The sequence below is a fragment of the Nocardioides ochotonae genome (assembly GCF_011420305.2).
Taxonomy (GTDB): Bacteria; Actinomycetota; Actinomycetes; order Propionibacteriales; family Nocardioidaceae; genus Nocardioides; species Nocardioides ochotonae.
On record NZ_CP061769.1, the window covers coordinates 630,048 to 647,191 of the forward strand.

At 69.4% G+C, this 17,144-nt stretch carries 21 protein-coding genes; 18 read left to right on the forward strand and 3 right to left on the reverse strand.

Annotated elements, in window-relative coordinates; translation table 11 throughout:
* Positions 1–44: 44 nt before the first annotated feature.
* On the forward strand, positions 45–440 hold the full coding sequence (locus tag HBO46_RS03075; RefSeq protein ID WP_191480231.1) for a cold-shock protein: 396 nt from the start codon (positions 45–47) through the stop codon (positions 438–440).
* A gap of 9 nt (positions 441–449) precedes the next feature.
* Here the strand turns inward: HBO46_RS03075 and HBO46_RS03080 are convergent, their stop codons facing one another.
* Positions 450–1,892 carry an MFS transporter gene (locus tag HBO46_RS03080; RefSeq protein WP_166136906.1) on the reverse strand — a complete coding sequence of 481 codons (1,443 nt, stop codon included), beginning with the start codon at positions 1,890–1,892 and terminating at the stop codon, positions 450–452.
* 127 nt (positions 1,893–2,019) lie between these two features.
* Here HBO46_RS03080 and HBO46_RS03085 point away from each other — a divergent pair, with 127 nt between their 5' ends.
* Positions 2,020–2,802 carry a DUF3027 domain-containing protein gene (locus HBO46_RS03085; protein ID WP_166136904.1) on the forward strand — a complete coding sequence of 261 codons (783 nt, stop codon included), beginning with the start codon at positions 2,020–2,022 and terminating at the stop codon, positions 2,800–2,802.
* 27 nt (positions 2,803–2,829) lie between these two features.
* Here the strand turns inward: HBO46_RS03085 and HBO46_RS03090 are convergent, their stop codons facing one another.
* Positions 2,830–3,126 (reverse strand): DUF2530 domain-containing protein, encoded by a 297-nt coding sequence (locus tag HBO46_RS03090; protein WP_224769352.1) that lies wholly within the window; start codon positions 3,124–3,126, stop codon positions 2,830–2,832.
* A 46-nt stretch (positions 3,127–3,172) separates the two neighbouring features.
* Between HBO46_RS03090 and HBO46_RS03095 the strand changes: the two genes are divergently transcribed.
* The 8 genes from HBO46_RS03095 (at position 3,173) to trmB (ending at position 12,183) form a co-directional block, all read left to right on the forward strand.
* Positions 3,173–4,600, forward strand: coding sequence for an NCS2 family permease (locus tag HBO46_RS03095; RefSeq protein WP_153322081.1), 1,428 nt, complete (start codon positions 3,173–3,175; stop codon positions 4,598–4,600).
* A gap of 102 nt (positions 4,601–4,702) precedes the next feature.
* The gene (locus HBO46_RS03100; protein WP_224769353.1) at positions 4,703–5,155 is read left to right on the forward strand and encodes a MarR family transcriptional regulator; all 453 of its coding nucleotides are present in this window, start codon (positions 4,703–4,705) and stop codon (positions 5,153–5,155) included.
* A gap of 7 nt (positions 5,156–5,162) precedes the next feature.
* Positions 5,163–6,584: an MFS transporter gene (locus HBO46_RS03105; RefSeq protein WP_166136900.1), complete on the forward strand. Its 1,422-nt coding sequence runs from the start codon at positions 5,163–5,165 to the stop codon at positions 6,582–6,584.
* A 195-nt stretch (positions 6,585–6,779) separates the two neighbouring features.
* Positions 6,780–7,154, forward strand: coding sequence for a 30S ribosomal protein S12 (gene rpsL, locus HBO46_RS03110; RefSeq protein ID WP_101526259.1), 375 nt, complete (start codon positions 6,780–6,782; stop codon positions 7,152–7,154).
* A 1-nt stretch (position 7,155) separates the two neighbouring features.
* The gene (gene rpsG / locus HBO46_RS03115; RefSeq protein ID WP_153322084.1) at positions 7,156–7,626 is read left to right on the forward strand and encodes a 30S ribosomal protein S7; all 471 of its coding nucleotides are present in this window, start codon (positions 7,156–7,158) and stop codon (positions 7,624–7,626) included.
* Positions 7,627–7,695: 69 nt separating this feature from the next.
* On the forward strand, positions 7,696–9,807 hold the full coding sequence (gene fusA / locus HBO46_RS03120) for an elongation factor G (RefSeq protein ID WP_166136898.1): 2,112 nt from the start codon (positions 7,696–7,698) through the stop codon (positions 9,805–9,807).
* A gap of 83 nt (positions 9,808–9,890) precedes the next feature.
* Entirely contained in the window at positions 9,891–11,084 is a 1,194-nt protein-coding gene (tuf, locus tag HBO46_RS03125) for an elongation factor Tu (protein ID WP_153322086.1), read from the forward strand.
* A gap of 361 nt (positions 11,085–11,445) precedes the next feature.
* The gene (trmB, locus tag HBO46_RS03130) at positions 11,446–12,183 is read left to right on the forward strand and encodes a tRNA (guanosine(46)-N7)-methyltransferase TrmB (RefSeq protein WP_224769354.1); all 738 of its coding nucleotides are present in this window, start codon (positions 11,446–11,448) and stop codon (positions 12,181–12,183) included.
* Positions 12,184–12,193: 10 nt separating this feature from the next.
* On the opposite strand, the gene HBO46_RS03135 is transcribed toward trmB, so the two are convergent.
* Positions 12,194–12,334: a hypothetical protein gene (locus HBO46_RS03135; RefSeq protein WP_166136894.1), complete on the reverse strand. Its 141-nt coding sequence runs from the start codon at positions 12,332–12,334 to the stop codon at positions 12,194–12,196.
* A gap of 490 nt (positions 12,335–12,824) precedes the next feature.
* On the opposite strand from HBO46_RS03135, the gene rpsJ reads away from it, so the two are divergent.
* The 8 genes from rpsJ to rpsC are packed head-to-tail and all read left to right on the forward strand — an operon-like array spanning position 12,825 to position 17,143.
* Entirely contained in the window at positions 12,825–13,133 is a 309-nt protein-coding gene (gene rpsJ, locus HBO46_RS03140) for a 30S ribosomal protein S10 (protein ID WP_008360994.1), read from the forward strand.
* A 10-nt stretch (positions 13,134–13,143) separates the two neighbouring features.
* A complete protein-coding gene (gene rplC, locus HBO46_RS03145) occupies positions 13,144–13,803 on the forward strand; it encodes a 50S ribosomal protein L3 (RefSeq protein WP_153322093.1) in 660 nt (219 codons plus the stop codon).
* A gap of 2 nt (positions 13,804–13,805) precedes the next feature.
* Entirely contained in the window at positions 13,806–14,420 is a 615-nt protein-coding gene (rplD, locus tag HBO46_RS03150) for a 50S ribosomal protein L4 (RefSeq protein WP_166136892.1), read from the forward strand.
* Positions 14,417–14,713 carry a 50S ribosomal protein L23 gene (gene rplW, locus HBO46_RS03155; protein ID WP_153322095.1) on the forward strand — a complete coding sequence of 99 codons (297 nt, stop codon included), beginning with the start codon at positions 14,417–14,419 and terminating at the stop codon, positions 14,711–14,713. Before rplD ends, rplW begins: the two co-directional genes overlap by 4 nt.
* A 29-nt stretch (positions 14,714–14,742) precedes the next feature.
* Positions 14,743–15,579 carry a 50S ribosomal protein L2 gene (rplB, locus tag HBO46_RS03160; protein ID WP_166136890.1) on the forward strand — a complete coding sequence of 279 codons (837 nt, stop codon included), beginning with the start codon at positions 14,743–14,745 and terminating at the stop codon, positions 15,577–15,579.
* Between the two features lie 15 nt (positions 15,580–15,594).
* Complete coding sequence (gene rpsS / locus HBO46_RS03165) at positions 15,595–15,876, forward strand: 30S ribosomal protein S19 (RefSeq protein WP_153322097.1); 282 nt, start codon at positions 15,595–15,597, stop codon at positions 15,874–15,876.
* Positions 15,873–16,298 carry a 50S ribosomal protein L22 gene (gene rplV, locus HBO46_RS03170; protein WP_166136888.1) on the forward strand — a complete coding sequence of 142 codons (426 nt, stop codon included), beginning with the start codon at positions 15,873–15,875 and terminating at the stop codon, positions 16,296–16,298. Before rpsS ends, rplV begins: the two co-directional genes overlap by 4 nt.
* Complete coding sequence (rpsC, locus tag HBO46_RS03175) at positions 16,298–17,143, forward strand: 30S ribosomal protein S3 (RefSeq protein ID WP_166136886.1); 846 nt, start codon at positions 16,298–16,300, stop codon at positions 17,141–17,143. The genes rplV and rpsC overlap by 1 nt, the downstream gene beginning before the upstream one ends.
* Position 17,144 lies beyond the last annotated feature (1 nt).

Here is a 17,144-nt window from a genome sequence, read left to right on the forward strand (position 1 = left end):
ACCCGCCGCCGGCCGGTGCCCGCCGAGCAGAAGAGGTCATGACCGTGTCCACTGGCAAGGTGAAGTGGTACGACGCCGACAAGGGCTTCGGGTTCCTGTCCCAGGACGACGGGGACGACGTCTACGTCCGCGCGGAGGCACTGCCGCCCGGGGTCACCACGCTCAAGGCCGGCACCCGGGTGGAGTTCGGCATCGCCCAAGGCCGGCGCGGCGAGCAGGCGCTCCAGGTGCGGGTGCTCGACGCTCCCGCGTCGGTGTCGCGCAACCAGCGCAACGCCGCGCGCCGCAAGCCCGAGGAGATGGTCCCGATCGTGGAGGACCTGATCCGGGTGCTCGACGACATCGGCGAGACCTACCGACACGGCCGCCACCCCGACTCGAAGACCGCGGCCCCGGTGGCCAAGCTGCTGCGCGCGCTCGCCGACCAGCTGGAGCTCTGAGCCCGCCGCTCAGCCCGAGGCCGGGCCGGTCGGAGCCTCGGTGGCCGGCGCCGGCTGGGCGCGCACGCCCATCGGCACCCGCGTGGTGCGCGAGCCGAGCACGTACACCGCCCACCCGATGACGGCGACCGCGGCGACCCCCAGGCCGAGCCGGGCCGGCTCCAGCGGCAGCACGATGCCGACGAACCCGCCCAGCACCCAGGCCAGCTGCAGCAGGGTGTCGCTGCGCGCGAAGGCGCTGGCCTGCACCTGGGTCGGAACGTCGCGCTGGATGGTGGCGTCGAGGCAGAACTTCGCCAGCGTCTGCGACAGCCCTGCGGTGAGGCCGAGCACCGCCAGGGTCAGCACGCCGTAGAAGCTCCAGGCGAGCACCGCCGCGGCGGCGTCGGCCAGCAGCGCCACGACCACCGCGACCGCGGGGTTGATGCGCTTCAGCAGGGCGGCGGCGGCGACGCCGAGGGTGTTGCCGACGCCGGCCGCGCCGACGACCAGGCCGATCAGCAGCTCCGGGCGCAGGCTGCTCTCCGGCGGGTTCTCCCGCAGCAGGAACGCCATGAACATGATCAGGAAGCCGGTCAGCCAGCGTGGACCGAGGTTGGTCCGCAGCGCGAACGCCACCGCCGGGGGGATCCGGGTGCGTGGCCGCCGCCCCAGGGGGGCGGTCGGGGGCACCGTCTCGCCGCGCAGCACCAGAGTGCCCTCGCCCGCGCTGGAGTCGACGCGCTCGGGCAGCCGGATTGCGCAGATCGTGGCGATCGCGAACAGCACGAAGGCGTAGCGCAGCGACCACTGCGAGCCGGCCATCGAGGCGAGCCCGGCGATCGGCGCGGAGATCGCGCTCGCGATGATGCCGGCCAGCGAGACCCGGCCGTTGGCGCGCACCAGGGTGAAGCCCCGGGGGAGCAGTCGGGGGACCGCGGCCGCCCGCGTCACGCCGTACGCCTTGGAGGAGACGAGCACGCCGAGCGCGGCCGCGAACACCCACGGCGACTCGGTGTGCACCGCGCCGGCCAGCCCCCAGCACAAGAACGCGCGCGCCGCCATCGTGGCGCCGATCGCCCAGCGGCGCCCGGAGCTGAACCGGTCCAGGAACGGGCCGATCAGCGGGGCCACGATCGCGAACGGCAGCATCGTGAGGGCCAGGAACAGCGCGACCTGGCCGCGCGCCTCGCCGGAGGGCACCTGGAAGAACAGCGAGCCGGCGAGCGAGATCGCCACCGCGGCGTCCCCGGCGGTGTTGAAGAAGTGCAGGTACATCAGCCGGTTCAGCCCCGACTCGCCGGCACCCTGCGCGCTGGCGGCGCGACGGACCTGCCGGCCGACGGCCTGTCCCGCACGGGCGGTCGCCCGCCCGGCCGCCGCGACGCCGTGCGCGGTGCCGCGCGCACCGTTGCCGAGCACGCGGCCGACCCGGTGCGCGCTGTCCCCGGGGCCGGGCTGCGAGGAGGTCATGGCCCCATCCTGCCCCGCCGGACCGCCCCGTCGGGGGCACTGACACCCGGTCGTGAGACGGGTCCCGGCGCGGTGAGTCCGGGGGCGACCTGACAGCGGGGCCTCCGATGAGACATGATTACGCGCCGTGACCACGATCGCTCGTCCCAGGCCCGACGCCACCGCCGTTGCAGCGGTCGACGCCGCTCGTGACGCGCTCCTCGCGGAGACCGAGCCCGGCGACGTCGGGGACCACCTCGGCACCGTCGCCGAGGGGGAGCGGGTGGTCACCCACCTGTTCACCTGCACGCGCCCCGGGTACGTCGGGTGGCGCTGGTCGGTGACCGTCGCCCGCGCGCCGCGCCAGAAGCACGTGACCATCGACGAGGTCGTGCTGATCCCCGGCGACGAGGCGATCGTCGCCCCCGACTGGCTGCCCTACCGCGAGCGCATCAAGCCCGGTGACCTCTCGCCCGGCGACCTGCTGCCGGTGCCCGACGACGACCCGCGGCTGGTCCCGACGTACGCCTTCGGCGACGACCCGCTGGACGCCGACGCCAAGGCGCAGATCCGCGCGGTGGCCCAGGAGCTGTACGCCGGCCGCACCCGCACGCTCTCCCCGGAGGGCCGCGACCTCGCCGCCCAGCGCTGGTACGACGGCGACGGCGGCCCGTCCTCGCCGCTGGCCCAGGCGGCCCCCGACTCCTGCTCGACCTGCGGCTTCCTGATGCGCCTGGGCGGGCCGCTCGCCGAGCAGTTCGGCGTGTGCGCCAACGGCGACGCCAACGACGACGGCCGGGTGGTCTCCTTCGACCACGGCTGCGGCGCCCACTCCGAGGTGCGCCTGGCCAAGAAGCACGAGCCGGTGCCGATGCCCGAGCCGGTGCTCGACACCATCACGATCGCACCCGGCGAGCTCGAGACCTTCTGATCTCCTCGACCCCGGGCTGATCCGGGGTCAGGCGGACCGTTCGCCGCCCGCCCGCTCCTCGTGGGCGGCGGCGCGGCGCCGGCAGAACTCATAGCCGCACAGGCCGAGACCGAACCCGGTCAAGCACGTCCACAGCCACCAGGTGCGGCCGTGGTCGGCCAGCGGGCCGTAGAACGGCAGCATCGCCACGAAGGCGACCAGCCAGAGCGCGGTTCCCACCGCCACGGTGCGCACACCGTCGACGTCGAGCGGCTCCACGTCGGCCACGAGGTACACCTTCGAGCCGATCTCGTGCCTCTCCGGCTGCTTGTCGTCCCGTTCCACGGTGACCACGTTAGTCCGGCCCCGGGATCTGTCATGCTGCGGTCTCGTGACTTCAGCCCTCGACACCTACTTCAAGATCTCCGAGCGTGGCTCGAGCATCGGCCGGGAAATCCGCGGCGGCGCGGTGACCTTCCTGACGATGTCCTACATCCTCGTCCTGAACCCGATCATCCTGGGCTACATCCAGGACTCGGAGGGCAACTACCTGGGCGGCGGGTCCGAGCCCAACCTCCCCGCGATCGCCGCCGGTACGGCGCTGGTCGCCGGCGTGCTGACGATGCTGATGGGCGCGGTCTCCAACTTCCCGCTGGCGCTCGCGGCGGGACTCGGTCTCAACGCCTTCGTCGGTGTCGCGATCGCGACCCAGTCGACCTGGGCCGACGCGATGGGCCTGGTGGTGCTCGAGGGCATCATCATCCTGCTGCTGGTGCTGACCGGCTTCCGGCGTGCGGTGTTCCACGCCGTGCCCGCCGAGCTCAAGGTCGCGATCTCGGTCGGCATCGGTCTGTTCATCGCGCTGATCGGCTTCGTCGACGCCGGCTTCGTGACCCGCATCCCGGACGCCGCGCAGACCAGCGTCCCGGTGCAGCTCGGCAACGGCGGCACCCTGTCCGGTTGGCCGGTCCTGCTCTTCGGCCTCGGTGTGCTGCTGCTGATCGCGCTGTGGGTGCGCAAGGTCCGCGGCGCGATCCTGATCGCGATCGTGGTGCTGACCGCGGCCGCGTTCGTCATGGAGGCGGTGTTCGGCGGGGGCGAGAACGACCTCGGTTGGGCCGTGGGCATCCCGGCGGTCCCGGACAAGTTCTTCGGCGTCCCGGACCTCAGCACGTTCGGTGAGTTCTCGCTGTTCGGCGCGTTCAGCTCGATCGGCGTCCTGGCCGCCGCGCTGCTGGTCTTCTCGCTGCTGCTGGCCGACTTCTTCGACACGATGGGCACGATGACCGCCATCGGCGCCGAGGCGGGCCTGAACGACGCCGAGGGCATTCCGCCGCACAGCCAGCGGATCCTCATCGTGGACTCGGTCGCCGCGATCGCCGGCGGTGCCGGCGGCGTCTCCTCCAACACCTCCTACGTCGAGTCCGCCTCGGGCGTCGGCGAGGGCGCGCGCACCGGTATGGCCTCGGTCGTCACCGGCCTGCTGTTCCTGCTGGCGACGTTCTTCACCCCCGTCGTGCAGGCGATCCCCGCCGAGGCGGCGGTCCCCGCCCTCGTCCTCGTCGGCTTCCTGATGATGCAGCAGGTCACCGGCATCGAGTGGAACGACGTCGAGATCGCGATCCCGGCGTTCCTCACCGTCGTCCTGATGCCGTTCACCTACTCGATCAGCGTGGGCATCGGCGCGGGCTTCCTCTCCTACGTCCTGATCAAGGTCGTGGTGGGCAAGGCGCGCCAGGTGCGCCCGCTGCTGTGGATCATCGCGGCGCTGTTCGGCATCTACTTCGGCATCGAGCCGATCACCGCCTGGCTCACCTGATCCGGTCCGGCCCCGTCGAGGCCCGGTCCCGTGACAGCCGTCACGGGACCGGGCCTCTTCTCGTCGGAATACTTAGCGACAGTAATGACTTATGCTCACTACATGACTGCCACCGCGGACAAGACCCGACGTGCCGGCTCCGGGCTCGCCCCCGAGCTCCGGCTCGCCGTGATGCGGCTGCGGCGCAGGCTCGCCGCCGAGCGCGACCCGGGCAACGACCTGAGCCTCACCGCGATGGGCGTCCTGGCCGGGCTGTACCGCTACGGCGACCTCACTGTGGGCGATCTCGCAGTCCGCGAGCGCGTGAAAGCGCCGACGATGACGCGTACCGTGAACTGTCTGGTCGACGACGGCCATGTGGCGCGACGCCCCCACGAGAGCGACCGACGCGCCGTGGTGATCAGTCTGACCGACCGAGGTCGGGAGACCCTCCTGGCCGACCGGGCCCGCCGTGACGAGTGGCTGGCCACCCGCCTGCGCGCCCTGAGCGCGGAGGAGCGCGACGTGCTGCGCCGCGCCACCCCGATCCTGCACCGACTCGCCCAGGAGGACTGAGCACACCTTGAGCCCCACGTTCCGCGCGCTCGCCAATCCGAACTACCGGCGCTACGTCGCCGGTAGTGCGGTGTCGAACACCGGGACCTGGATGCAACGGGTCGCCCAGGACTGGCTGGTCCTCAGCCTGCCGGGTGGCAGCGGCACCGCGCTCGGCATCACCACCGGGCTCCAGTTCCTCCCGGTCCTGCTGCTCTCGCCGTACGCCGGCGTGATCGCCGACCGCTTCCCCAAGCGCCGACTGCTCCAGCTGACCCAGCTGACGATGGCGCTGGCCTCGCTGCTGCTGGCCGCGATCGCCCTGACCGGGCACGCCCAGATCTGGCACGTCTACGTCATCGCCTTCGTCTTCGGCATCGGCGCGGCCTTCGACGGCCCCGCCCGCCAGTCGTTCGTCTCGGAGATGGTCGGCCCTGAGGACATCACCAACGCCGTCGGCCTGAACTCCGCGACCTTCAACGCCGCGCGCCTCGTCGGGCCCGCGCTGGCCGGCCTGATGATCGGCGCGCTGGGCGGGGGAGCGCAGGCGACCGGCTGGGTGATCCTGCTGAACGCGGTGTCCTACCTCGCGGTCATCTGGCAGCTGCAGCGCATGGACGTGCGGTTGCTGAGCACCCCGGCGCCGGTGGCCCGCACCCGTGGCGCGCTGCGCGCCGGGGTGCGCTACGTGCGCAACCAGCCCCGCATGGTGCTGGTGCTGATCCTCGTCTTCTTCGCCGGCACCTTCGGCATGAACTTCCAGATCACCTCGGCGCTGATGGCCACCGACGTCTTCGGCAAGGGCGCGGGGGAGTACGGCATCCTCGGCTCGGCGCTCGCGGTCGGCTCGCTCACCGGAGCCCTCCTCGCAGCCCGCCGGGTCAAGATCCGGCTGCGGTTGCTGGTGCTGGCCACCGTCGGGTTCGGCGTGGCCTCGATCGTGGCCGCGCTGCTGCCCAGCTACCTGAGCTTCGCGCTGTTCGCCCCGGTGATCGGGTTCTGCACGCTCACGCTGCTCAACTCCGCGAACGCCACCATCCAGCTCGAGGCCGCGCCCGAGATGCGTGGCCGCGCGGTGGCGCTCTACATGACCATCGTCATGGGCGGCACGCCGATCGGCTCGCCGATCATCGGCTGGATCGGGGAGACCTTCGGGGCGCGCTGGACCTTCGTCGTCGGCGGCGTCATGACCCTCTTCGGCGCCCTGCTCGCCGTCCTCGTCTTCACCCGGATGAACCGGCGCCCCGGCCACCCCGGCGAGATCCGGCGACCCGAATCGGTCCCGGTGGGGGAGCCGGAGCGCGAGCCGGTGCCCGTGGCTGCGGCGGAGCCGGCCGAACGGCCGTCCGCCACCGTTTTGACCCCTGTTCGGGGGGCAGGTAATCTCGGTCATCGTGTCTGGGACAACCAGGCCGTTGCGCGTGCTCGGAAGCGAATGGCAGCAAGGTAGCCGTTCTGACCGCACGTCAGAAGCCGTACGACCTCCCCGGGGTGGCCACCCCGGACCGAGGAGCCATGGAAGGGCGACACGCCCGACCGCGGGGGTGAGCGACGGAGGTTGGGCCGCACCATCTCGGACACGGCAGTTCCATCGTGCGCGGCACCGTGTCGCGTACTGAGAGTGAAAAAGAAGGGGAACCACCCGGTGCCCACCATTCAGCAGCTGGTCCGCAAGGGCCGCCAGGACAAGGTGTCGAAGAGCAAGACGCCTGCCCTCAAGGGCTCGCCGCAGCGCCGAGGCGTCTGCACGCGCGTCTACACCACCACCCCGAAGAAGCCGAACTCCGCCCTCCGCAAGGTCGCCCGCGTGCGCCTGTCGAGCGGCGTCGAGGTCACGGCGTACATCCCGGGCGTGGGTCACAACCTTCAGGAGCACTCCATCGTGCTCGTGCGCGGCGGCCGGGTGAAGGACCTCCCCGGTGTCCGCTACAAGATCATTCGCGGCACGCTCGACACCCAGGGCGTGAAGAACCGCAAGCAGGCCCGCAGCCGTTACGGCGCCAAGAAGGAGAAGAGCTGATATGCCGCGCAAGGGTCCCGCTCCCAAGCGCCCGATCGACGTCGACCCGGTCTACGGGTCGCAGCTGGTCACCCAGCTCGTCAGCAAGGTGCTTCAGGACGGCAAGAAGCAGGTTGCTCAGCGCATCGTCTACTCCGCGCTCGAGGGCTGCCGCGAGAAGACCGGCACCGACCCGGTGGTCACGCTGAAGCGTGCCCTGGACAACGTGAAGCCGGCTCTCGAGGTCAAGTCCCGCCGTGTCGGTGGCGCCACCTACCAGGTCCCGATCGAGGTCAAGGGCACGCGTGGCACCACGCTCGCGCTGCGCTGGCTGGTCGGGTACGCCCAGGACCGTCGTGAGAAGACGATGGCCGAGCGCCTGATGAACGAGATCCTCGACGCCTCCAACGGCCTCGGTGCCGCTGTGAAGAAGCGTGAGGACACCCACAAGATGGCCGAGTCGAACAAGGCCTTCGCGCACTACCGCTGGTGACCACGGGCGGGGCGTCCCTCGGGCGCCCCGCTCCACCCGCCCGTCCTACTTTCTAAGGAACGCACAACAGTGGCCGTCGACATCACCACGGACCTCAACGTCGTCCGCAACATCGGCATCATGGCGCACATCGACGCCGGCAAGACCACCACCACCGAGCGGATCCTGTTCTACACCGGTATCAACTACAAGATCGGCGACACCCACGAGGGTTCGGCGACCATGGACTGGATGGAGCAGGAGCAGGAGCGCGGCATCACCATCACGTCCGCCGCGACGACCTGCTGGTGGAAGAACCACCAGATCAACATCATCGACACCCCCGGTCACGTGGACTTCACCGCCGAGGTCGAGCGCTCGCTGCGCGTCCTCGACGGCGCGGTCGCGGTGTTCGACGGTGTCGCCGGTGTCGAGCCGCAGACGATGACCGTGTGGCGCCAGGCCAACAAGTACTCCGTGCCCCGCATGTGCTTCGTCAACAAGATGGACCGCACCGGTGCGGACTTCTTCCGCTGCGTGGACATGATGGTCGAGCGCCTCAACTCCACCCCGCTGGTCCTCCAGCTCCCGATCGGCGCCGAGCAGGACTTCCTCGGTGTGATCGACCTGGTCGGCATGCGCGCGCTCACCTGGCGCGGCGAGACCAAGATCGGTGAGGACTACGACGTCGAGGAGATCCCCGCGGAGCTGGCCGACCAGGCCGCCGAGTGGCGCGAGAAGCTCCTCGAGACCCTCTCCGAGGCCGACGACGCCATCATGGAGAAGTACCTCGAGGGCGAGGACCTCACCGTCGAGGAGATCGAGGCCGCGATCCGTCGCGCCACCCTCGCGGACAAGCTCAACCCGGTGCTGCTCGGCACCGCGTTCAAGAACAAGGGCGTGCAGCCCCTGCTCGACGCGGTCATCAAGTACCTCCCCTCGCCTCTCGACATCGACGCGATCGTCGGTCACGACCCCCGCGACGAGGAGAAGGAGGTCGTCCGCAAGCCCAGCGACGACGAGCCCTTCTCCGGCCTGGCCTACAAGATCGCCAGCGACCCGCACCTCGGCAAGCTGATCTACGTCCGCGTGTACTCGGGCAAGCTCGAGGCCGGCTCGTCGGTGATCAACTCGGTCAGCGGCCGCAAGGAGCGGATCGGCAAGGTCTACCAGATGCACGCGAACAAGCGTGAGGAGATCGCGTCGGTCGGCGCCGGCCAGATCGTGGCCGTCATGGGCCTCAAGGACACCAAGACCGGTCACACGCTGTGCGACCCGTCGAACCAGGTCGTCCTCGAGTCGATGACCTTCCCGGCCCCGGTGATCGAGGTCGCCATCGAGCCGAAGACGAAGGGTGACCAGGAGAAGCTGGGCACCGCGATCCAGCGTCTCTCCGACGAGGACCCGACCTTCACGGTCAAGTCCGACGAGGAGACCGGTCAGACGATCATCGCCGGCATGGGCGAGCTCCACCTGGAGATCCTCGTCGACCGGATGCGTCGCGAGTTCCGCGTCGAGGCCACCGTCGGCAAGCCGCAGGTCGCCTACCGCGAGACCGTCCGCCGCGAGGTCAAGAACCACAGCTACACCCACAAGAAGCAGACCGGTGGTTCGGGTCAGTTCGCGAAGGTCGTCGTCTCCCTCGGCCCGAACATCGACCCCGAGACCGGTACCGGCGCGGGCTACGAGTTCGTCAACAACGTCTCCGGTGGCCGCGTGCCCCGCGAGTACATCCCGTCGGTCGACCAGGGCGGCCAGGACGCCATGGAGTTCGGCGTGCTCGCCGGGTTCCCGATGGTCGACGTGAAGTTCACGCTCGAGGACGGCGCCTACCACGACGTCGACTCCTCCGAGCTGGCGTTCAAGATCGCCGGCAACCAGGCCTTCAAGGAGGCCGCCCGCCAGGCGAAGCCGGTCCTGCTCGAGCCGATGTTCGCCGTGGAGGTGACCACGCCGGAGACCTTCCTCGGCACGGTCATCGGCGACATCAACAGCCGGCGCGGTCAGATCCAGGCGCAGGAGGAGCGGCACGGTGACATGGTCATCAACGCCCTCGTGCCGCTGTCCGAGATGTTCGGGTACGTTGGCGACCTGAGGTCCAAGACCTCCGGTCAGGCGTCGTACTCGATGGAGTTCGACTCGTACGCCGAGGTTCCCACGAACATCGCCGACGAGATCATCAAGAAGGTGCGCGGCGAGTAGCCAACCGGCTACCCACGCGGACCCTCGGCACCACCACCCAGCAAGTACGAGTCAAGTAACAACCACACCAGGAGGAGCCCCCAGTGGCTAAGGCGAAGTTCGAGCGGACCAAGCCGCACGTCAACATCGGCACCATTGGTCACATCGACCACGGTAAGACCACTCTTACCGCGGCGATCACGAAGGTGCTGCACGACAAGCACCCGGACCTCAACGCTGCCTCGGCGTTCGACGAGATCGACAAGGCTCCCGAGGAGCGTCAGCGCGGCATCACGATCTCGATCGCGCACGTCGAGTACCAGACCGAGTCGCGCCACTACGCGCACGTCGACTGCCCCGGTCACGCGGACTACATCAAGAACATGATCACCGGTGCCGCGCAGATGGACGGCGCGATCCTGGTGGTTGCCGCGACCGACGGCCCGATGCCGCAGACCCGTGAGCACGTGCTGCTCGCCCGCCAGGTCGGCGTTCCCGCCCTGGTGGTCGCGCTCAACAAGTGCGACATGGTCGACGACGAGGAGCTCATCGAGCTCGTCGAGATGGAGGTGCGCGAGCTCCTCTCGGAGTACGAGTTCCCCGGCGACGACGTCCCGGTGGTTCGCATCGCTGCTCACCCCGCCCTCATGGGCGACGAGAAGTGGGCGAACTCCATCGTCGAGCTCATGGACGCGATCGACGAGTACATCCCGACCCCGGCCCGTGAGACGGACAAGCCGTTCCTCATGCCCGTCGAGGACGTCTTCACCATCACCGGTCGCGGCACGGTCATCACCGGCCGTATCGAGCGCGGCATCGTGAAGGTCAACGAGGAGGTCGAGATCGTCGGCATCCGCGAGGGCTCGATGAAGAGCACCGTCACCGGTGTCGAGATGTTCCGCAAGCTCCTCGACGAGGGCCAGGCGGGCGAGAACGTCGGTCTGCTCCTCCGTGGCACCAAGCGCGAGGACGTCGAGCGCGGCATGGTCGTGATCAAGCCGGGCACGACCACCCCGCACACCAACTTCGAGGCCTCGGTCTACATCCTCTCGAAGGAGGAGGGCGGCCGCCACACGCCGTTCTTCAACAACTACCGCCCGCAGTTCTACTTCCGTACCACGGACGTGACGGGCGTTGTGACCCTTCCCGAGGGCACCGAGATGGTCATGCCGGGTGACAACACCGAGATGTCGGTCGAGCTCATCCAGCCCATCGCGATGGACGAGGGCCTGAAGTTCGCCATCCGTGAGGGTGGCCGGACGGTCGGCGCGGGTCGCGTCACCAAGATCACCAAGTGATCACCGCCGGTCTCTGACCGGTTGATCCACCAGCACGGCCCCGGACCTCGGTCCGGGGCCGTGCTGCATCTCCCAGGGGAGCCTCGGGTCGCTCAGGACATGTCGACGCCCTCGAAGTCCTCGGGGGTGTACTCGCGCGGCTCCACCAGCACCATCCAGTTGCCCGAGTTGTCGCGCATCAGCGAAGTGGAACTTGCTCATGCACGCCACCTGCGCCACGTCGTCGAGCACCAGGTCGCTGGCCAAGTGTCGGTCCAGGTGGTCGCGGGCGCGGCGCAGGTGCACCAGCGCGTCGCCGGGCACCCGGCGCGGGGAGGGGGCCACCCACGCGGTCCTAGGCGGGGACGGGGACAATGGAGCCGTGAACGAAGCAGTCGAGCCCGTCCGTCCCGCACGCCCGCACCACAAGCTGACCGAGGACGGGCGTCGGATGCGCGAGGTGCTGAGCTACTCGCGCCGCGGCAACCGCTTCACCCCCAACCAGGCCGCCGCCTGGGCCGCCCACCAGGCCGACTGGGTGGTGCCGGACGAGGCGGTGGACCGCCCCGGGTTCTCCTGGTCGTCCTGGTTCGGACGCGAGGCCCCGATGATCGTGGAGATCGGGTCCGGCGTGGGGGAGGCCACGGCCGTCCTCGCCGCGGCCCGCCCCGAGCACAACGTGCTGGCCCTGGAGGTCTGGCGCCCCGGCGTCGCGGACACGCTGTGGCGGGTGGCCGAGGCGGGTGCGGACAACGTCCGCCTGTGCAGCGTGGACGCCGTGTGGACGATGGAGCACCTCATCGCGCCCGACAGTCTCGACGAGCTGTGGACCTTCTTCCCTGACCCGTGGCACAAGAAGAGGCATCAGAAGCGTCGCCTGGTCGACGCCGAGTTCGCCCGGCTCGCGGCCTCCCGGCTGGTGCCGGGTGGCATCTGGCGGCTGGCCACCGACTGGGCCGACTACGCCGCGCAGATGATCGAGGTGCTCGGCGCCGAGCCGTCACTCCAGGGAGGCGTCGTCGAGCGCTGGAGCGAGCGGCCGGTGACGAAGTTCGAGCGCAAGGGGATCGCGGCCGGGCGCGCGATCACCGACCTGGCCTACCGCCGCGTCAGCGACTGAGGGGCAGGGCTCAGCGCCCGCCCATGCGGGAGAAGAGCCAGATGGCCACGACCGTGCCCACCACCATGATCAGCCCCAGGATCAGGGTGTGCAGGCCGGGGTTCGCGGTCGGCGAGGTGCTTCCGTCGGCCATGAGCATGAGTGCGTCCATCGGGGTCTGTTCCTCCGGGGGGTGGCGCCGAGGTCGCGGTGGGCGCGCGACAGCCTCGAGATGGTGGGGGTCCTTGCCGATGATATCGACCAGCAGGGCGGCCCCGACCGTCCGCCGGCGAGCCGCCCGCGCACGCTCGCTGGTCGATTTGGTCCCGTGCCTGAAGTCTGTCAAGATGATCCGGTTGCTCCGACGGGTCACGACGGAGCGCGTCACAAGCTTGACTACTGAATCGCGTCTCCCCGCTTCGCAAGGAGTGTGAGCTCGGTGGTCGGCATGTGTCCGCATCCGAGGAGACCCGATCAGCCTGACAAACCGTCGGGCACCACTATGAATAAGTGAGACCCCGGTCTCGTGTTGCGCCTCCACTGGGCGACACGCCCGACCGCGGGGGTCGGACCAGGTGGTGAGCACCAGGGCGGGACAGACCCAAACCGGGGGACGTTCCGGACATGCACGCGGCAGATGAGTAGAAGGACGAGAGAGACCTATGGCGGGACAGAAGATCCGCATCAGGCTCAAGGCCTATGACCACGAGGTGATCGACACCTCGGCACGCAAGATCGTGGACACGGTCACCCGCACGGGTGCCAAGGTCGCCGGCCCGGTGCCGCTGCCGACCGAGAAGAACGTGTACTGCGTCATCCGCTCGCCCCACAAGTACAAGGACTCTCGCGAGCACTTCGAGATGCGCACTCACAAGCGCCTCATCGACATCATCGACCCCACGCCGAAGACCGTCGACTCGCTCATGCGCCTCGACCTGCCTGCCGGCGTCGACATCGAGATCAAGCTCTGAGGTTCCGGACATGACTTTCGAACGCAATGCCAAGGGACTGCTGGGCGCGAAGCTCGGCATGACCCAGGTCTGGGACGAGAACAACCGCGTCGTCCCCGTGACCGTTATCGCCGCGAACACCAACGTGGTCACCCAGGTCCGCACGCCCGAGATCGACGGCTACAACGCCGTCCAGATCGGGTTCGGCGAGATCGAGGGCCGCAAGGTCACCAAGCCGCAGGCGGGCCACTTCGACAAGGCCGGGGTCACCCCCCGTCGCCACATCGTCGAGATCCGGACCACTGCGGCCTCCGAGTACACCGTGGGCCAGGAGCTGCCCGTCGACACCTTCGCCGCTGGCGAGGAGATCGACGTGACCGGCACCAGCAAGGGCAAGGGCTTCGCCGGCGTCATGAAGCGTCACGGCTTCGCCGGCGTCTCCGCCTCGCACGGTGCTCACCGCAACCACCGCAAGCCGGGCTCGATCGGCGCCTGCGCCACGCCCGGCCGCGTGTTCAAGGGCGTCCGCATGGCCGGCCGGATGGGTCACGACACCGTCACGACCCAGAACGTCACCGTGCACGCCGTCGACGTCGAGAAGGGCCTGATCCTCCTCAAGGGTGCCGTTCCCGGCCCCAAGGGTGGTCTCGTGGTGCTCCGCTCGGCTGCCAAGCAGACGCAGGAGGCCTGAGCATGGCTACCAAGACCGTGAAGGTCGACCTCCCCTCCGAGATCTTCGGTGTGGAGACCAACATCCCCCTGATCCACCAGGTCGTCGTGGCCCAGCAGGCCGCTGCGCGTCAGGGCACGCACTCCACCAAGCGCCGCGGTGAAGTCCGCGGTGGTGGCCGCAAGCCCTACAAGCAGAAGGGCACCGGCCGCGCCCGCCAGGGCTCGACCCGCGCGCCGCAGTTCGTCGGCGGTGGCGTCGTGCACGGCCCCAAGCCGCGCGACTACGACCAGCGCACCCCCAAGAAGATGAAGGCCGCCGCCCTGCGCGGTGCCCTCTCCGACCGGGCCCGCAACGAGCGCATCCACGTCGTGGACGCCCTGATCTCCGCCGACAAGCCGTCGACGAAGGTCGCGCTCGCCGCGCTGACCGCGCTCTCCGAGCGCAACCGCTTCCTCGTGGTCCTCGAGCGTGCCGACACCGTCACCTGGCTGTCGCTGCGCAACGTCCCCAAGGTGCACATCGTGGCGGTTGACCAGCTGAACACCTACGACGTGCTCGCGTCCGACGACGTGGTCTTCACCAAGGGCGCCTACGACGCGTTCGTGAGCGGCACCGCGAAGGAGGCCTCCAAGTGAGCACCCTGCACAAGGACCACCGCGACATCCTGATCGCGCCGGTCGTGTCCGAGAAGAGCTACAGCCTCCTCGACGCCAACAAGTACACCTTCCTCGTCCGTCCGGACGCGAACAAGACCGAGATCAAGATCGCGGTCGAGAAGGTGTTCAACGTCAAGGTCACGTCGGTCAACACGCTCAACCGTCCCGGCAAGACCCGTCGTACCCGTACCGGTCTCGGCAAGCGCAAGGACACCAAGCGCGCGATCGTCTCGCTCGCTGAGGGCCACCGCATCGACATCTTCGGGGCCTGAGAGCCACCGGATCACGAGGACTAAGACACATGGCTATCCGCAAGTACAAGCCGACCACCCCGGGCCGTCGTGGCTCCTCGGTGGCCGACTTCGTCGAGATCACCCGGACCACTCCGGAGAAGTCGCTGACGCGTCCGCTGCCCAAGAAGGGCGGCCGCAACAACCAGGGCCGGATCACCACCCGGCACCAGGGTGGCGGTCACAAGCGCGCCTACCGCATCATCGACTTCCGCCGCTACGACAAGGACGGCGTGCCGGCCAAGGTCGCTCACATCGAGTACGACCCGAACCGCACCGCCCGCATCGCGCTGCTGCACTACGCGGACGGCGAGAAGCGCTACATCATCGCGCCGAAGGGCCTCACCCAGGGCACCGCGGTCGAGTCGGGCCCCACTGCCGACATCAAGCCCGGCAACAACCTCCCGCTGCGCAACATCCCGGTCGGTACGACGATCCACAACGTGGAGCTTCGTCCCGGCGGCGGCGCGAAGATCGCCCGCTCCGCGGGCAACAGCGCCCAGCTGGTCGCCCGTGAGGGCTCCCGCGCCACGCTGCGCATGCCCTCGGGCGAGATGCGCTTCGTGGACGTCCGCTGCCGCGCCACCATCGGCGAGGTCGGCAATGCCGAGCAGTCGAACATCAACTGGGGCAAGGCCGGCCGTATGCGCTGGAAGGGCAAGCGCCCGACGGTCCGCGGTGTCGTGATGAACCCGGTCGACCACCCGCACGGTGGTGGTGAGGGCAAGACGTCCGGTGGTCGCCACCCCGTCTCCCCCTGGGGCAAGCCCGAGGGCCGCACGCGCAAGCGCAAGGCCAGCGACTCCCAGATCATCCGCCGTCGCAAGACCGGCAAGAACAAGCGCTGATAGGGAAGTAGACAGATGCCTCGCAGCCTGAAGAAGGGCCCCTTTGTCGACGGCCACCTCCTCAAGAAGGTGGACGCCGAGAACGACAAGGGGAGCCACAACGTCATCAAGACGTGGTCGCGCCGGTCGATGATCATCCCCTCGATGATCGGCCACACCATCGCGGTCCACGACGGCCGCAAGCACGTCCCGGTCTTCGTGACCGACTCGATGGTCGGCCACAAGCTGGGCGAGTTCGCCCCGACCCGCACGTACCGCGGACACGTCAAGGAAGACCGGAAGGGACGTCGTCGATGAGCACCACTGAGCGTCAGCGCACGAGCGCCCGTCGCGACTCGCTGCTCGGTGACGAGCAGGGTGCCTTCGCGAGTGCCCGCTTCGTGCGGATCACCCCGATGAAGGCCCGCCGCGTCGTCGACATGGTCCGTGGCCTTCCCGTCGACGAGGCCCTGGCGCTGCTGCAGTTCGCGCCGCAGTCCGCCTCGGAGACCGTGTACAAGGTGCTCGAGAGCGCCATCGCCAACGCCGAGACCACTGAGGGTCTCGACCGTGGCGACCTGGTCATCTCGGTCGCCCGGGTCGACGAGGGCCCGACCATGAAGCGCTGGCGTCCGCGTGCCCAGGGGCGCGCGACGCGTATCAACAAGCGCACCAGCCACATCACGCTGGCGGTCCAGCCGGCCGCCGTGGTCGCTGAGAAGAAGGGACGGAAGGCCTGATGGGCCAGAAGATCAACCCGAACGGCTTCCGCCTCGGCATCTCCACGGACCACAAGTCCCGCTGGTACGCCGACAAGCTGTACAAGTCGTACGTCGGCGAGGACGTCGCCATCCGCAAGCTCCTGTCCAAGGGCATGGAGCGGGCCGGTATCGCCAAGGTCGAGATCGAGCGCACCCGTGACCGCGTCCGCGTGGACATCCACACGGCGCGCCCGGGCATCGTCATCGGTCGCCGCGGCGCCGAGGCCGACCGCATCCGCGGTGAGCTCGAGAAGCTCACGGGCAAGCAGGTCCAGCTGAACATCCTCGAGGTCAAGAGCCCCGAGATGGACGCCCAGCTGGTCGCCCAGGGTGTGGCCGAGCAGCTCGCCGGTCGCGTGCAGTTCCGCCGCGCCATGCGCAAGGCCATGCAGACCACGATGCGCTCGGGTGCCAAGGGCATCCGGATCCAGTGCTCCGGTCGACTCAACGGCGCCGAGATGTCGCGTACCGAGTTCTACCGCGAGGGTCGCGTGCCGCTGCACACCCTGCGTGCGGACATCGACTACGGCTTCTACGAGGCCAAGACGACCTTCGGCCGCATCGGCGTGAAGGTCTGGATCTACAAGGGCGAGGTCGCCGGCACCCGTGCCGAGCGCCAGGCCCAGGCAGCCGCCCGCGCCGGTGTCCCCGGTCGCGGTGGCCGTCCGCAGCGCGGCGGCGAGCGCCCGAGCCGTGGCTCGCGCGGCGAGCGTCCGACGCGTGCGGACCGCGGTGGCGAGGGTGCCCCTGCTGTGACCGAGGCGCCGGCCGGTGGCGACACCGCCCAGGCGACCACCTCGGCCGAGACCCCCAAGGAGGGCTGAC

Coding starts and splice junctions, on each gene's coding strand:
- HBO46_RS03080 (WP_166136906.1), bottom strand. CDS start 1,892: ATGACCTCCTCGCAGCCCGGCCCCGGGGACAGCGCGCACCGGGTCGGC.
- HBO46_RS03100 (WP_224769353.1), top strand. CDS start 4,703: ATGACTGCCACCGCGGACAAGACCCGACGTGCCGGCTCCGGGCTCGCC.
- rpsG (WP_153322084.1), top strand. CDS start 7,156: ATGCCGCGCAAGGGTCCCGCTCCCAAGCGCCCGATCGACGTCGACCCG.
- HBO46_RS03135 (WP_166136894.1), bottom strand. CDS start 12,334: ATGGACGCACTCATGCTCATGGCCGACGGAAGCACCTCGCCGACCGCG.
- rpsJ (WP_008360994.1), top strand. CDS start 12,825: ATGGCGGGACAGAAGATCCGCATCAGGCTCAAGGCCTATGACCACGAG.
- rplC (WP_153322093.1), top strand. CDS start 13,144: ATGACTTTCGAACGCAATGCCAAGGGACTGCTGGGCGCGAAGCTCGGC.
- rplD (WP_166136892.1), top strand. CDS start 13,806: ATGGCTACCAAGACCGTGAAGGTCGACCTCCCCTCCGAGATCTTCGGT.
- rplB (WP_166136890.1), top strand. CDS start 14,743: ATGGCTATCCGCAAGTACAAGCCGACCACCCCGGGCCGTCGTGGCTCC.
- rpsS (WP_153322097.1), top strand. CDS start 15,595: ATGCCTCGCAGCCTGAAGAAGGGCCCCTTTGTCGACGGCCACCTCCTC.
- rplV (WP_166136888.1), top strand. CDS start 15,873: ATGAGCACCACTGAGCGTCAGCGCACGAGCGCCCGTCGCGACTCGCTG.
- rpsC (WP_166136886.1), top strand. CDS start 16,298: ATGGGCCAGAAGATCAACCCGAACGGCTTCCGCCTCGGCATCTCCACG.